This window comes from Bradyrhizobium sp. ORS 86, from assembly GCF_045571475.1.
Taxonomy (GTDB): domain Bacteria; phylum Pseudomonadota; class Alphaproteobacteria; order Rhizobiales; family Xanthobacteraceae; genus Bradyrhizobium.
In genome coordinates, this window is record NZ_CP120699.1 from 6,263,568 (window position 1) to 6,278,340 (window position 14,773).

Genomic DNA, 14,773 nt, shown 5'->3' on the forward strand with positions numbered 1-14,773 from the left:
GGAACCCACTGATTATCCGGCGACGCTTTCTGCTTTAGGCTTCACAAGGTGTCGCTCGGAATCGTTTCCCGAAATTCATTCGACGCGTGTCGGAGAAACAAGAATCAACGCACCGACGAAGCCAAGGAGGAAACCTCAATGGAGATGGTCGTTCGCCAGGTTCGGCTTAGCGACGAACAGCCCCTCATGGATATCGGAATTCGCGGCGGACGAATTGCAGCGATTGAGGAGAATCTCGACAGGACGGGCGAAGAGGAGATCGACGCGCAGGGCCGCGTGGCCCTGCCCGGCTTTATCGAGCCGCATCTGCATCTTGAAAAGGCATTCGTTCATCGCCGACTGCCCGCCCGCTCCGGGACCCTGGAAGAAGCGATCCGGGTCACCGGAATCCTGAAGGCGAAGCAAGAGCGCAGTGACGTGCTGGAGCGATCGCGCAAGGTCCTAGACATGGCGGTCCGCAACGGAACGGTCTTCGTTCGCGCCCATCCGGACGTCGACCCGATCCAGGGACTGATCGGCGTCGAGACCGCCCTGGAACTGAAGGACGAGTACAAGGATCTGCTCGATCTGCAGATCGTGGCCTTTCCGCAGGAGGGCTTGCTGAAGACGGCGGGCGTGATCGAGCTCATGGAGCAGGCGGTGGCGATGGGTGCCGACGTGGTCGGCGGCTGCCCCTACAACGAACTGAGCTGGAACGATACGTGCGCGCATATCGACAAGGTGTTCGATTTGGCCTTGAAGCACGATCTCGACATCGACATGCATGCCGACTTTGCCGACGACACCGACGACAAGCGTTTCGCTGCGGCGGAGTACATCGCGCGAAAGACCATCGATACGGACTACCGAGGCCGGGTCGCCTTGGGCCACATGACCAGCTTGGGTGCGTTGACGCCGGAACATGCGAAACCGGTGATCGACCTGCTGAAGGAAGCGGACATCACCGTTGTCACACTGCCCGCCACCGATACCTATCTCGGCGGCCGGAAGGACGATGCCCGGCCACGTCGTGGCCTGACCCCGGTGCGGGCGTTGCATGCAGCGGGCGTCAACGTCGCCTATTCATCCAACAATATCCGCAACGCCTTCACGCCTTTCGGCAAGGCCGACCCGCTTCAGATCGGCAATCTGCTGGCCCACCTGATCCAGTTTGGCACTCCCGAGAATCAACTCGAGGTTCTCAAGATGGGCACCTCGAACGCGGCGCGCGCAGTTGGACTGTCTGATCAGTACGGGCTGGCGGTAGGCAAGCCGGCGGACATCGTCATTCTCGATACCTTCGCTTTCGCGGACGTGTTGCTGGACATTCCGCCACGCTCGTGGGTCCTCAAGCGCGGGCGCGTGACGGTGATCACCCGGCACGAGAGCCGAATCTGCAGAGAGTGCGGCCATGCCCATCCGGGATGAGCGGGCCGTAGCAGAAGCCGAAGAATAAGCAAAAGCATCAAGCGAGGAAACCCCATGACAAAGCCGCCTGCGGAAGTTGTCGCATCACTTCTGGCCGTCACGACGATCTTCATCAGCATGACCTCCTTCCATTTCCCACCGTGGGCCATCTTCATCACGTGGGCGGGAACATTCGCGGCTGGTGGGCCTTCCATCGGCTTATTGAAGAAGTTCTGGCCCACCATGATCATCGGAGGGATCTTCGCCTACATCATTGTCGTTTGCTTCAAGTTCTCTGCGCAGCACTTGACGGGGAACGCCCAGATCCTCGCCGAGTGCGCTATCTTGTTCGTATTCAACGGCACGATGATGTTGCTGGGACGCATTCCTGCTCTCAGCTTCGTGCCGGGAATGTTCTTCGGGTTCGCATCGTACTTCGCAACAGTGTTCGGCGGATTTGGACCGGTGCCGGGCGATCCGCTCGCCGCGCTGGCGGCCTCGCTCTTGATGAACCTGCTGGGACCGATCTATGCTTGGCTCACGGCGCACCTCGGAGCTCACCACCACCCACACGCCGAGACCGCAGATCGGCGCCTGCCTGAGATCGCTTCCTAGAGCATGATCCGACCCCGTAGCCGCTTTCGCGCAAGAGTGGAGGCTGGTCCTCCCTCGCAACAAGCCGCTGCGCGGAGATCACGCCCGATGAAATCGTGATGCGATCGCGTGCAATCGCATCATGATTCCGAGGGCGCCTGTCTCCTGTTTGCAAATAAGCTGAAAGGACACGATGAATCTCCATGTCGATGAAAGGTCGAGCGGCAATGTCGCCGGCCGATCCGATCGTGCGGCCGAGGCGGTACTTGGATCGCGGACACAAGCCCATTCGACCGATGGCATGGTGACAAGCCCACACACGCTGGCCACCGAAGCGGGTCTCAACGTGCTGCGTGACGGTGGAAACGCAATGGAGGCGGCGATCGCCGTCGGAGCCGTGATCACGGTCACCTGTCCACATTTCTGCGGGATTGGCGGCGATGCCATCTGGATCATCGCCGACCGCAGCGGTCGCAAGAATGTCCTTATGGGGCTCGGCCAGGCCGCGGAGCATCTGCCGAACTTCCAGGATGCGATTCCCTTCCGTGGTCCGGCCTCCACGATCGTCTCGGCAGGTGCCGTCGATAGCTGGGAGAAGGCCCACGCCTATTCGAGGGCACATTGGGGTGGGCAGTTCGGGTTCTCGTTGCTGTTGGATGCGGCGATCGGCTACGCCGAAAACGGCTTTCCGATCACCGCCTCACAGTTGTACTGGCTGGATTACCGCAAGACCGAGGTGGACGGTTGGCCGAACTTCCGGACCACGTTCATGCCGAACGGGCGTCGGCCCAGGGAGGGCGAAACCTTCGCTCAGCCGAATCTGGCGCGCAGTCTCAAGGCGATTGCTCGACAGGGAGCACGAGAATTCTACGAAGGAGAGCTTGCCGCAAGGATTGCGAGGGGGCTGGAGGCGGCAGGGTCCCCGTTAACTGCAATCGATCTTCGCAACACCCGGTCCACGCTCGAGCAGCCGGTCAGCCTCGACTACCGGGGGCTCACACTGCTCGCCCCGCCGCCGCCAACGCAGGGCATTTCGACCCTCGCGATCATGGGAATCTTACGGGAATTCGACCTGAGCAACGTTGCCGAAGGCAGCGCGGACTACTACCACCTGTGCGTGGAAGCAGTGAAGCAAGCCTTTCTGGACCGCGCGCGCATTGCGGACCCGAATTTAGTTCCACAACCTCTCGACCAGTGGCTGGCTCCCGGTCACCTCGCGCGCAAGGCCCAATCGATCAAGCTGGATCGCGCGATGAACTGGCCGCATCCGTTCAAGACCGGCGACACCGTCTACTTCGCGGTCACCGACCGATTTGGGCATAGCGTCAGCGTTCTGCAAAGCACCTATTACGACTGGGGCAGCGGGATCGTTGTCGGGGATACCGGCATTCTCTGGCAGAACCGGGGCGCCGCCTTCAGCGTCGATCCACGCAGTCCGAACGTTGTTCGCGCCGGAAAGCGCCCATTCTATACGCTCAATCCGAGCATGGTGCTGAAGGGGGATGCGCCGTACGTTCTGTGCGGCACCCAAGGAGCCGACGGACAGCCGCAGACCCTGGCGGTGCTGCTCACCCGTCTTTTGGACTATCGCCTCGATCCGTGCGAAGCGCTGTCACGCCCGCGTTTCCTGCTTGGCAAGACATTCTCGGACCAACGCGACAGCCTCAAGCTCGAGGCCAGCGTGAACGACGCGACGGTCGATGATCTGGCCAGGCGCGGCCACAGCATCGCGGCCATTCCCGCGCTGAGCCCGCTGGCCGGCCAAGCTGGAGCCATCGTGATCCATGACGACGGCTTGATCAAAGGCGCACACGATCCGCGTGGCGACGGTTGCGCCCTGGGGCCTTTAGACTGATCGCGACGTCTCGCGGCGGAGGTTACTCCGCCGCCGAGCGAAACTCGGCCTTTTCGGCGCGCACCGCGCAGAACTTGAACTCCGGGATCTTGCCGAACGGATCGAGCGCCGGATTGGTCAAGAGATTGGCCGCCGCCTCGGCGTAGCAGAACGGCATGAACACCATGTTCTCCGGTACGTCGCGATCGGAGCGCACCTTGACCTCGACCGCGCCGCGACGGGTTTGCAGGCGGATGAAATCGCCCGGCCAGAGCTCCAGGCGACGCATGTCCTTCGGCGCCATGAACGCCACGGCCTCGGGCTCGATCTGGTCGAGCACGGAGGCGCGGCGCGTCATCGAGCCGGTGTGCCAGTGCTCGAGCACGCGCCCCGTCGATAGCACCATCGGATACTCGTCATCGGGCAATTCATCCGGCGGGATCACATGCGCCGGCACGATCTTGCCGCGGCCGCTCTCGGTCGGGAAGCCCGTGGTGAAGATGATCTCGTTGCCGGGCTGATGCGGGTCGTCGACCGGATAGGTCACCGCGCCTTCGCGCACTAGGCGTTCCCAGGTGATGTTGTTCAGCGAGGGCATCACCTCGGTCATTTCAGTGAACACGTCGGCGGGACCGCTGTAGTTCCACGGCAGGCCCATGCGCTTGGCGATCTCCTGGATGATCCAGAGATCCTGGCGCGCATCGCCCGGCGGCCGGATCACCTCACGCGCAAGCTGCACGCGGCGATCGGTGTTGGTGAAGGTGCCGGACTTCTCGGCGAACGCCGACGCCGGCAGGATCACGTCGGCATGGAATGCGGTCTCGGTGACGAACAGATCCTGCACCACCAGATGATCGAGCTTGGCGAGCGCCTCGCGGGCATGCTGCAGATCGGGGTCCGACATCGCGGGGTTTTCGCCCTCGACATACATGCCGTGGATCTCGCCGGCATGGATCGCGTTCATGATCTCGACCACGGTCAGGCCGCGCACGGGATCAAGCTGCTGCTGCCAGAGCTGCTCGAACGGCGCGCGCAGATCGGTGCGGCCGACCGGCTGATAATCCGGCAGGAACATCGGGATCAGGCCGGCGTCGGAGGCGCCCTGCACGTTGTTCTGGCCGCGCAGCGGATGCAGCCCGGTGCCGGGACGGCCGACCTGGCCTGTGATCAGCGCGAGCGCGATCAGGCAGCGCGCATTGTCGGTGCCGTGGACATGCTGGCTGATGCCCATGCCCCAGAAGATGATCGACGACTTTGCCTTGGCGTAGGTCCGCGCCACCTCACGCAAGGTCTCTGCCGGGATGCCGCAGATCGGCGCCATCTTCTCCGGCGGGAAGTCCTTGATCTTCTCCTTCAGCTCATCGAAGCCTTCGGTGTAGCCGGCGATGTACTGCTCGTCGGTCAGGCCCTCGGTGATGATGGTGTGGATCATCGCGTTCAGCATCGCGACGTCGCTGCCCGGCTTGAACTGCAGATGCTCCGTGGCGTGACGCGACAGCGTCTGCCGGCGCGGATCCATCACGAACAGCTTGGCGCCCTTCTTGGCCGCGTTCTTGATGAAGGTCGCCGCCACCGGATGGTTCACGGTCGGATTGGCGCCGATCACCCAGATCACCTCGGCATCCATCGCCGCCGAGAACGGCGCCGACACCGCGCCGGAATTGAGACCCTCCATCAGCGCCGCCACCGACGAGGCGTGGCAGAGCCGCGTGCAGTGATCGACATTGTTGGAGCCGAAGCCGGTGCGCACCAGCTTCTGGAACAGATAGGCCTCTTCGTTGGAGCCCTTGGCCGAGCCGAAGCCGGCGAGTGCCTTGACGCCCTTCTCGTCGCGGATCGTCTTCAGCCCCTTGGCCGCGAGATCCAGCGCCTCCTCCCACGAAGCTTCGCGGAAGTGGGTGTAAGGATTGGCCGGATCGACCTGGTCGTTCGGATCCTTCTTGACGTTGGGCAGCCGCACCAGCGGCTTGGTCAGCCGATTGGGATGATGGATGTAGTCGAAGCCGAAACGGCCCTTGACGCAGAGCCGGTTGTGATTGGCCGGGCCGTCGCGCCCCTCCGCATAGATCACCTTCTCGTCCTTGACCTGGTAGGTGACCTGGCAGCCGACGCCGCAATAGGGGCACAGCGAATCCACCTTGCGGTCCGGATAGGTGACGCGCTCCTGCTTGTCGTCGAGCATCACCGACGGCATCAGCGCGCCGGTCGGACAGGCCTGCACGCATTCGCCGCAGGCGACACAGGTCGATTCGCCCATCGGATCGTCGAAGTCGAACACGATCTTGGCGTCGTGATTGCGATACGCCATGCCGATGACGTCATTGACCTGCACCTCGCGGCAGGCGCGCACGCATAAGCCGCACTGGATGCAGGCGTCGAGATTGACGCGCATCGCCGGATGGCTGGCATCCGGCGTCCAGCGTTCCGCTGCCGGAAAGCGGCTTTCGGTGACGCCGGTCTTCTCGGCCCAATGCCAGAACTTCGAATCCGGATCGTGCGAGGTCTCGCGCGCCGGCTGGTCCGCGACCAGGAGCTCCATCACCATTTTCTGCGCGGCGACGGCGCGATCGCTGGCGGTCTTGACCTTCATGCCGACGGAAGGCGTGCGCTTGCAGGACGCTGCCAGCACGCGTTCGCCCTCGATCTCGACCATGCAGGCGCGGCAATTGCCGTCGGGCCGATAGTCCGGCGCCGGCGAGTAGCACAGATGCGGAATCTCGCTGCCCTGACGCTTTGCCACCTGCCAGATGGTTTCGCCGGGACCGGCTTCGACCTGCTTGCCGTCGAGCTCGAACGTGATCTTGGTCATTCGGCAGCTTCCTTGAACTCGTCGGGGAAGTATTTAATCACCGATGTCAGCGGATTGGAGGCCGCCTGCCCGAGGCCGCAGATCGATGCATCGCGCATCGCCTGGCTCAGCTCGTCGAGCAGCGCCCGGTTCCATACCGGCCGTTCCATCAGTTGTGCGGCCTTCTGAGTGCCGACGCGGCACGGCGTGCACTGGCCGCAGCTCTCGTCCTCGAAGAAGCGCATCAGGTTCAACGCCGCCAGCTTGACGCTGTCCTGCTGCGACAGGATCACGATCGCGGCCGAGCCGATGAAGCAGCCATATTTCTCCAGCGTGCCGAAATCGAGCGGGATGTCGTCCATCGTGGCCGGCAGAATGCCGCCGGAGGCGCCGCCCGGCAGATAGGCGTGGAAGGTGTGGCCGTCGGCCATGCCGCCGCAATATTCGTCGATCAGCTCGCGCACCGTGATGCCGGCCGGCGCGAGCTTCATGCCGGGGTTCTTCACCCGCCCCGAGACCGAGAAGCTGCGCAGGCCGAGGCGGTCGTGGCGGCCGTGGCTCTTCCACCAGCCGGCGCCCTTCTCGACGATGTCGCGCACCCACCACAGCGTCTCGACATTGTTGATCAGGGTCGGCAAGCCGAACAAGCCGACCTGGAACGGATAAGGCGGCTTGTGCCTGGGCAGGCCGCGCTTGCCCTCGATGCTCTCCAGCAACGAGGATTCCTCGCCGCAGATATAGGCGCCGGCGCCGCGGCGCATGCGCAGCTTCGGGCCGCCGGCGGGCAGCTTGGCGATCTCGCGGGCCAGGATCTCGCGGCAGGCCGGATATTCGTCGCGGATGTAGATATAGACCTCGGACGCCTCGACGACATGCGCGCCGATCAGCATGCCCTCGAGGAAGCGGTGCGGATCACTTTCGAGATAGACGCGGTCCTTGAAGGTGCCGGGCTCGCCCTCGTCGCCGTTGACCGCCATCAGCCGCGGACCGGGCTCCCCGAGCACCGCGCGCCACTTGCGGCCGGTCGGAAAGCCGGCGCCGCCGAGTCCGCGCAGGCTGGCATCGTCGAGCGCCTTCAGCAGGTCCTCCTTCGCAAGCTCGCCCGAACGCAATCGGTTGAGCAGCCTGTAGCCGCCATCGGCGATGTAGGCGTCGTAATCGATATAGGCCGGCAGATGCGCATGCGTGTCCTCGGCCTTCGCCGCCGCCAGCACGTTGTCGACCGTGGCGTGATCGACGAAATTGTGCCCGACCTCGGCGGCGGGCGCGGTGTCGCAGCGGCCGACGCAGGGCGCGCGCACAACGCGGATGCCGGGGCCGGCCGCGCTCTGCAGGTCCTGCAACAGCTTCTCGGCACCGAGCATCGCGCAGGTCAGCGAGTCGCAGACCCGGATGGTCAGCGGCGCGATGTCGGGCTCGCCTTCCTTCACCACGTCGAAATGCGCGTAGAACGTCGCGGTCTCGAACACCTCGGCAAATGACAGCTTCATCTCGTCGGCAAGGGCGGCCAGATGCGCCGCCGAGATCTGGTGGTAGCGGTCCTGGATCAGGTGCAGGAACTCGATCAGCATGTCGCGCTGCCGCGGCCGATCGCCGAGCAACTGCTCGATCTCGTGGGCCGCGGCCGGGTCGACCTGGCGGCCCTTGGGGGTGGATTTCGCGCGCTTCCGGCCCGCGCCGGGGTGCTCGAAACTGCGGACCTGGTGCACGTCATGCGTCGTCATAGGCGTCTCGTTACCGCTGTCAGATCAATAGTCTAGCGCCTTGGCATGCCAGATGCCAACTAAATTCGAAGCGTTCCAAACAGCATTAGGGGGCATGCAGCCGCCGCTGTCACGCCCCCTGATCCAACACGCTTGCGAAGCTCCAGTTCTCACGTCTTCTCCATGCAATCGGCGATATAGAACCAGCGGTCGTCGCCGGTCAGCCCCTTGGCCTTCACCTCCCTGCGACAGGCCTTCAGCTTCGGCTTATTGGCCTTCCACTGCGCCTTCATGCTCTTCAGCTTCTCCATCGTCAGCTTGATCTTCGCTGGCTTGGCCGTGGTCGAGGTTGCCGCAGGCGCGGCCGGCGACGCGGTTTGTGCCGATGCCATATGCAGCGTGCCCGAGACGAGCAGCACGGCGGCGAGGCAGGTTCCGATGCGGAACATTGAGGAATTCCTTTTGGCCTATTCGTTGATCTGAAAATGAGACAGTCCGCGGAACGAGCGTGCTCGTTCCGCGGTGACGTTAAATCAGAGAATCTTGACGGCGCTTTCCAGCGTCTTCCAGACGCCCCAGGCCAGCGGAATGCCGACGAACAGCCAGAACAGCGCCGCCCTTCCGTCGAGGCCGCCCTTGCCGATGCCAAACGACCCATGCTGGACGGCCGCGTCGCTCTTGGCGCTTGCCGCCTGCAACTTGGCGACCTCCTCCCCGCTCATATGCCATTTCGGATCGACCGGCTTGATCAGATAGTTGCAGATCAGGCCGGCGATCAGCATGGCGCACAGGATGTACATCGTCGTGTTGTAGAGATGGTCGCGCGGCACGCCGGCGGCGAGCTGGAATTCGCGGATATAGTTCACCACCACCGGACCGATGATGCCCGCCGTCGACCACGCCGTCAGCAGTCGTCCGTGGATGGCGCCGACGAACTGGGTGCCGAACATGTCGGCGAGATAGGCCGGCACGGTGGAGAAGCCGCCGCCATACATCGACAGGATGATGCCGAAGCCGAGCACGAACAGCAGCTTCGAGCCGATCGCCGCGAAGGTCGGCGCCAGCGCGTAGAGCGCGATGCCGAGGACGAAGAACGTGTAATAGGTGTTCTTGCGGCCGATATAGTCCGACAGCGAGGCCCAGAAGAAGCGGCCGCCGATGTTGAACAACGACAGCAGTCCGGCAAAGCCGGCGGCGATACCGGCGATGGCGGTCTTCTGCTCGACCGAAAGCTGACCGAACGCCAGCTCCGGATGTCCGATCAGCTTGCCCGCGAAGATCTCCTGAAGCATCGGCGAGGCCATGCCGATCACGCCGATGCCGGCCGAGACGTTCAAGCAGAGCACCCACCAGATCAGCCAGAACTGCGGCGTCTTGTGCGCATTGTCGAGATGCACGTGATGCTCCGAGATCATCGACTTCTTCTCGCTCGGCGGCGTCCAGCCGTCCGGCTGCCAGCCCGGCGGGGTCACGCGATAGGCGAAGGCGCCGATCATCATGAATACGAAATAGATGACGCCCATCGCGACGAAGGTCTCCCAGACGCCGACCGAGGTCGGTGTCTTGAAGTAGTTGATCAGAAGGTTCGCGAGTGGCGCGCCGATCATGGCGCCGCCGCCGAATCCCATGATGGCCATGCCGGTCGCCATGCCGCGACGATCGGGAAACCACTTGATCAGCGTCGAGACCGGCGAGATGTAGCCGAGGCCGAGACCGACGCCGCCGATCACGCCGGCACCGAGCCACATGATCCAGAGCTGATGCACGTAGATGCCGAAGGCGGCGACGATCAGTCCGCCGCCCCAGCACAATGCCGCGACGACGCCCGCCTTGCGCGGCCCGGCGCGCTCCAGCCATCCGCCCCAGATCGCAGCGGAAACGCCGAGCAGCACGAAGAACAATGTGAACATCCAGCCGAGACTCGCGACCTTCCAGTCGCACGTGGTCGTGAACAATTCCCCGAGCAGCGAAATGTCGGGGCAGGCCTTCGGCGCGTTCAGCCCGATCGCGCGTGACAGCGGCAACCAGAACACCGAGAAGCCGTAGGCCATGCCGATGCAGAGATGAATACAGAGCGCGGCGGGCGGCACCAGCCAGCGGTTGAAGCCGGCGGTCGCAATCGTCCGCTCTCTGTCAAGGATACCTGCGCCTGCTCCGGATACAGTTCCGGCGCTGCTCATCGTCGTCATTGGTGCCTCCCCTGCGGCCGCCGCCTTTGGCAGCGTGTCTGCCGTCTTCGATCCCGCTTCCGCCCTGTTCGCGGCGCAACTTTGATGTCGTTGTTCCGCACAATTCCTTTGCATGCGCCGGGACCACCACGCGCATTTTGGAATTCTAACACCCGATGCGGCCGGATATGCCCGCGGTCGTGCGGCCGATCTGGAGGGACGTCTGCCCTAGCCCACCCTCATGCCGCTTCGCAGGCACGACTCCGTCTCCACACCCCAGTGGAGATTATCAATTCGCGCAGAAGCCGGAACAGGTGTCGATAGGCAAAAGGTAGATATCAAGCGGCGCCTAGCTGATACGCGGCGATGCAGCATTCGACTTGTCTATCGCTCCATTCGTCTTCTCGATCAGGAAGACGATGCGGACGTCGCTGCGTTCGGTGATCTCGACCCTGTCGCCGGTTTCGCGGATGAGGTTTGGGATGTCGATCACTGAAAGCGGGTCGGTGCAGTGCACTTCAAGAAAGTCTCCGGGTGTCACGCTCTTGAGCGCCTTGCGCGTCTTCAACGCAGGCAGCGGACATTTCAAGCCGGTGAGATCGAGCTTTGTCGTGGTCATGGCTCGACCATGGCGAAGCGACTGTGCATCGTCAACGCTCACATCAGGTTCGCATAGGACAGAAAGCCGACCGTCTGGCCCGGCTCGACGCGCGCCACCTGCTCGCCGAGCTCGACCAGCCCGTCGGTGTCGACCAGTGACGACAACAGGCCGGCGCCTTCGCGCGGAAACTTGACCGCCTCGCGCGCACCGTCGTGCGTTTCGCGGAGATTGACGCGGACATATTCGCGCCGCCCGAGCTTCTTCTTGTAGGTGAAGGCCGCGCGCACCGGCAGCGCAATCAGCGGCTCCTGCCGCGCGCCCATCAGCGCCAGCACGGTCGGACGCACCACGTGGACGAAGGTGACGAAGCTTGCCACCGGGTTTCCCGGCAGGCCGATCAACGGCGTGCCCTCGATAATGCCCATCGCGACGGGCCGCCCCGGCTTGATCGCCATCCGCCACAGCACGAGCTTACCGACCGCCTCGACACCGGCCTTGACGTGATCCTCCTCGCCGGTCGAGACGCCCCCGGTGGTGAGGATCAGGTCATGCGCGGCGGCGACGTTGCGCAGCGCCGCTGCAAGTGCTGTGCGTTCGTCGCGCAGGATTCCGAGATCGCTGACGTCACAGCCGAGTCGGCGCAGCATCGCCATCAGCATGAAGCGGTTGGAATCGAACAATTGCGGCGCCGCGCGACGCTCGCCGGGCGACACCAGTTCATCGCCGGTGGAGAACACCGCAACGCGCAGCCGCCTGACGACGGCGAGCTCGGTCAGGCCGAGCGCCGCCGCGAGCGCCACGTCCTGTGGCCGCAGCCGCTGGCCGGCCGGCAGTGCCACGTGTCCGAGCGGAATGTCCTCGCCCGCCGGGCGGACATTGGCGCCGGGCTTCAGTCCGGCCGGCAAGACGACCTTGTCGTGCTCGAGGCGGACATCCTCCTGCATGAACACGGTGTCGGCGCCATCGGGCATCGGCGCTCCCGTGAAGATGCGCATCGCCTCGCCCGGCTTCAGCGCAGCCTGCGCCGACGCGCCGGCCTGCACCCGGCCGGACAATGCAAAGGCGCGTGCATCGGTCTGCGGCAGATCACCGCTCGCCACCGCATAACCATCGACCGCGGAGTTGGTGAACGGCGGCAAAGGCAAGGGCGCGGCGATGCCAGCGGCAAGCACGCGGCCATCGGCTGCCGCAAGCCTCACCGTCTCGACGTCAGCGACGGCGCTGACGCGCGCAGCGATCAGGCGCACCGCCTCGTCCACCGACATCATCGGCCCGCCAAAGGCAAAACAATCGTCCGACAGTTGCGCCATTCAGTCTCGTCAGCTCCCGGCCGAAGCCATCGCCAGCACGTCGGCAACCGGGAGCGCCGACCGCAGCATCAATTCAGCGACCTCCTCGATGTCGTCGAGGTGGGCCATCGGCAACGCGGTTTCAACCACGACGTCGCTGACGATGCCGACCACGCTCGCATCGTCGGGGAACAGCAGCGGCTTGCCGTTGGCCGCGCGATGCACCTCGATCTTGTTGACCGCCTCGCGCTTGAACCCCTCCACCACCACCAGATCGACCCGCGCCATCTTGGCGAGCAGTTCCGGCAGCCGCGGCTCGCTCGCGCCGCGCAGCTCGTGCATCAAGGCCCAGCGCCGTGTCGAGGACACCAGCACCTCGGTGGCGCCGGACTGCCGGTGCACCCAGGAATCCTTGCCGGGCACGTCGACGTCGAACTCGTGATGGGCGTGCTTGATCACGGAGACGCGCAAGCCGCGGCCGAGCAGATGCGGGATCACCCGCGACAGCAAGGTGGTCTTGCCGGCGCCGCTCCATCCCGCGAGGCCTATCACTTTCATCTTGCTTCGCTCTCCATCACGGAACCGGCTCTAACCCCGTCATTGCGAGGAGCCCGCGACAAGATTGCAAAGCAATTTTGCGCTGGAGCGACGAAGCAATCCATGCCTCCGCGGGCGGATCGATGGATTGCTTCGCTGAGCCTGTCATCGGGCGCGCGTTCGCGCGACCCGTTGGCTCGCAATGACGGTCCTGGTCGAGGTTTCATTCAATTCCTCACATGCTTATATCGGCTGCAAGCCCTTGTCATGCTAGCCTGACCGACATGATGAAGATCGAGAAAGCGCCCGTTCCCCTGATCGTCCCCAATCCGGACGATCCTCGCCTGACCGAGCGCGTCACCGGCACCGACCAGACCGGAGCTGCGGTCGAGATCAAGGTGCCGGTGGAGCGGCCACTGACGCTCTACCTCAACGCGCAGGAGATCGTCACCATGATGACGATCGGCGACTATCCGGAATATCTGGCGCTCGGCTATCTCCTGAACCAGAACATGCTCAAATACGACGACGTGGTCACCGAGGTCGAATATCACGACGATCTTCAGGTCGTGGTCGTCCGCACCGAGCATCACACCAATTTCGAGCAGAAGCTGAAGAAGCGCACGCAGACCTCCGGCTGCGCGCAGGGCACCGCATTCGGCGATCTGCTGGAGGCGGTCGAAAGCGTCGTGCTGCCGAAATCCGAGCTGCGCACCTCCTGGCTCTACCAGATGACGCAGACGATCAACACCATGCCCTCGCTCTATCTCGAAGCCGGCGCGATCCATGGCTGCGTGCTGTGCAAAGAGGGCACGCCCCTCTGCTACACCGAGGACGTCGGCCGTCACAACGCCGTCGACAAGATCGCCGGCTGGATCTATCGCCACGGGGTCGATCCCGGCGACAAGATTCTCTACACCACCGGACGGTTGACCTCGGAGATGGTGATCAAGACGGTGCGGATGGGAATTCCGATCCTGGTGTCGCGGTCGGGCTTCACGGCCTGGGGCGTCGAGCTGGCGCGGCAGGTCGGGCTGACGCTGGTCGGCCGCACCCGCGGCAAACGCTTCATCGCATTGTCGGGGCAGGAGCGCATCGTGTTCGACCAGAACCTCGACTATGTCGAGGAGGAATCGGCGCGACACAAGCGCAAGGGTGAAGCGCGTGACGAGTGATATCCCTGGTGTCCTGCTCGCCGGCGGCCTGGCGCGACGCATGGGCGGCGGCGACAAGCCGATGCGCACGATCGGCGGCCGCACTATCCTGGAACGCGTGATCGCGCGGCTGACGCCGCAATGTGACGGCCTTGTCCTCAACGCCAACGGCGATCCGGCGCGCTTCGCCGCGTTCGGACTACCGGTGGTCGCCGACACGGTAGCGGATTTCCCTGGCCCGCTCGCCGGCATTCTCGCCGCGCTCGATTGGGTGGCGACGAACCGGCGTGACGTCTCGCTGGTGCTGAGCGCCGCCGCCGACTGCCCGTTCCTGCCGCGCGACCTGGTGGCGCGGCTTTACCGGGCGCTCACCGAGCAGGACGCGCAGCTCGCGGTCGCCGCGTCCGGCGGCCAGTCGCATCCGGTGATCGGACTGTGGAGCGTGGCCTTGCGCGACGATCTGCGCCACGCGCTGGTCGACGAGGATGTGAGGAAGATCGACCGCTGGACCGCGCGCTACCGGCTCGCCACCGTCGCCTGGCCCACCACCCCGCTCGACCCGTTCTTCAACGCCAACACGATGGACGATATCGCCGAAGCGGAACGGCTGGCGACGCTGGACGAGGCGGGTGCGCGGTAGAGCCCGGCCTTGCGAGCACTTGCGCGCCGCGCTTCCAGTGCCTCGCCTATTCCGGAGGCCCGAAACCCATAGGGTCAGC

At 64.3% G+C, this 14,773-nt stretch carries 12 protein-coding genes; 5 read left to right on the top strand and 7 right to left on the bottom strand.

What is annotated here, in order from left to right; all coding sequences use genetic code 11:
* Positions 1–138 precede the first annotated feature (138 nt).
* The 3 genes from P6U25_RS28825 (at position 139) to P6U25_RS28835 (ending at position 3,835) form a co-directional block, all read left to right on the top strand.
* On the top strand, positions 139–1,407 hold the full coding sequence (locus P6U25_RS28825) for an amidohydrolase family protein (RefSeq protein WP_407148149.1): 1,269 nt from the start codon (positions 139–141) through the stop codon (positions 1,405–1,407).
* Positions 1,408–1,461: 54 nt separating this feature from the next.
* Positions 1,462–2,001: a DUF1097 domain-containing protein gene (locus P6U25_RS28830; RefSeq protein ID WP_407148150.1), complete on the top strand. Its 540-nt coding sequence runs from the start codon at positions 1,462–1,464 to the stop codon at positions 1,999–2,001.
* Positions 2,002–2,281: 280 nt separating this feature from the next.
* Positions 2,282–3,835, top strand: coding sequence for a gamma-glutamyltransferase family protein (locus tag P6U25_RS28835; RefSeq protein WP_407152637.1), 1,554 nt, complete (start codon positions 2,282–2,284; stop codon positions 3,833–3,835).
* Between the two features lie 22 nt (positions 3,836–3,857).
* Here P6U25_RS28835 and fdhF read toward each other — a convergent pair whose 3' ends face one another.
* The 7 genes from fdhF to mobB form a co-directional block, all read right to left on the bottom strand.
* Positions 3,858–6,623, bottom strand: coding sequence for a formate dehydrogenase subunit alpha (gene fdhF / locus P6U25_RS28840; RefSeq protein ID WP_407148151.1), 2,766 nt, complete (start codon positions 6,621–6,623; stop codon positions 3,858–3,860).
* Positions 6,620–8,326, bottom strand: a complete 1,707-nt coding sequence (locus P6U25_RS28845; protein WP_407148152.1) for an NADH-ubiquinone oxidoreductase-F iron-sulfur binding region domain-containing protein — start codon at positions 8,324–8,326, stop codon at positions 6,620–6,622. Before P6U25_RS28845 ends, fdhF begins: the two co-directional genes overlap by 4 nt.
* Before the next feature lie 149 nt (positions 8,327–8,475).
* Positions 8,476–8,754, bottom strand: a complete 279-nt coding sequence (locus tag P6U25_RS28850; RefSeq protein ID WP_407148153.1) for a hypothetical protein — start codon at positions 8,752–8,754, stop codon at positions 8,476–8,478.
* 84 nt (positions 8,755–8,838) lie between these two features.
* A complete protein-coding gene (locus P6U25_RS28855; protein ID WP_407148154.1) occupies positions 8,839–10,494 on the bottom strand; it encodes an OFA family MFS transporter in 1,656 nt (551 codons plus the stop codon).
* A gap of 328 nt (positions 10,495–10,822) precedes the next feature.
* Entirely contained in the window at positions 10,823–11,092 is a 270-nt protein-coding gene (locus P6U25_RS28860; protein WP_407148155.1) for a sulfurtransferase TusA family protein, read from the bottom strand.
* Positions 11,093–11,130: 38 nt separating this feature from the next.
* The gene (glp, locus tag P6U25_RS28865; RefSeq protein WP_407148156.1) at positions 11,131–12,384 is read right to left on the bottom strand and encodes a gephyrin-like molybdotransferase Glp; all 1,254 of its coding nucleotides are present in this window, start codon (positions 12,382–12,384) and stop codon (positions 11,131–11,133) included.
* 9 nt (positions 12,385–12,393) lie between these two features.
* Entirely contained in the window at positions 12,394–12,921 is a 528-nt protein-coding gene (gene mobB, locus P6U25_RS28870) for a molybdopterin-guanine dinucleotide biosynthesis protein B (RefSeq protein ID WP_407148157.1), read from the bottom strand.
* Positions 12,922–13,184: 263 nt separating this feature from the next.
* Between mobB and P6U25_RS28875 the strand changes: the two genes are divergently transcribed.
* Entirely contained in the window at positions 13,185–14,075 is an 891-nt protein-coding gene (locus tag P6U25_RS28875; RefSeq protein WP_407148158.1) for a formate dehydrogenase accessory sulfurtransferase FdhD, read from the top strand.
* Positions 14,056–14,694 (top strand): molybdenum cofactor guanylyltransferase MobA, encoded by a 639-nt coding sequence (gene mobA, locus P6U25_RS28880; RefSeq protein WP_407148159.1) that lies wholly within the window; start codon positions 14,056–14,058, stop codon positions 14,692–14,694. The genes P6U25_RS28875 and mobA overlap by 20 nt, the downstream gene beginning before the upstream one ends.
* The last annotated feature ends 79 nt before the right edge of the window (positions 14,695–14,773 follow it).

What these genes read in the sequence shown, in the direction of transcription:
- P6U25_RS28830 (WP_407148150.1), top strand. Translation starts at nt 1,462, where the DNA reads ATGACAAAGCCGCCTGCGGAAGTTGTCGCATCACTTCTGGCCGTCACG.
- mobB (WP_407148157.1), bottom strand. Translation starts at nt 12,921, where the DNA reads ATGAAAGTGATAGGCCTCGCGGGATGGAGCGGCGCCGGCAAGACCACC.
- P6U25_RS28835 (WP_407152637.1), top strand. Translation starts at nt 2,282, where the DNA reads ATGGTGACAAGCCCACACACGCTGGCCACCGAAGCGGGTCTCAACGTG.
- P6U25_RS28845 (WP_407148152.1), bottom strand. Translation starts at nt 8,326, where the DNA reads ATGACGACGCATGACGTGCACCAGGTCCGCAGTTTCGAGCACCCCGGC.
- glp (WP_407148156.1), bottom strand. Translation starts at nt 12,384, where the DNA reads ATGGCGCAACTGTCGGACGATTGTTTTGCCTTTGGCGGGCCGATGATG.
- P6U25_RS28875 (WP_407148158.1), top strand. Translation starts at nt 13,185, where the DNA reads ATGATGAAGATCGAGAAAGCGCCCGTTCCCCTGATCGTCCCCAATCCG.
- fdhF (WP_407148151.1), bottom strand. Translation starts at nt 6,623, where the DNA reads ATGACCAAGATCACGTTCGAGCTCGACGGCAAGCAGGTCGAAGCCGGT.
- P6U25_RS28850 (WP_407148153.1), bottom strand. Translation starts at nt 8,754, where the DNA reads ATGTTCCGCATCGGAACCTGCCTCGCCGCCGTGCTGCTCGTCTCGGGC.
- P6U25_RS28855 (WP_407148154.1), bottom strand. Translation starts at nt 10,494, where the DNA reads ATGACGACGATGAGCAGCGCCGGAACTGTATCCGGAGCAGGCGCAGGT.
- P6U25_RS28860 (WP_407148155.1), bottom strand. Translation starts at nt 11,092, where the DNA reads ATGACCACGACAAAGCTCGATCTCACCGGCTTGAAATGTCCGCTGCCT.
- P6U25_RS28825 (WP_407148149.1), top strand. Translation starts at nt 139, where the DNA reads ATGGAGATGGTCGTTCGCCAGGTTCGGCTTAGCGACGAACAGCCCCTC.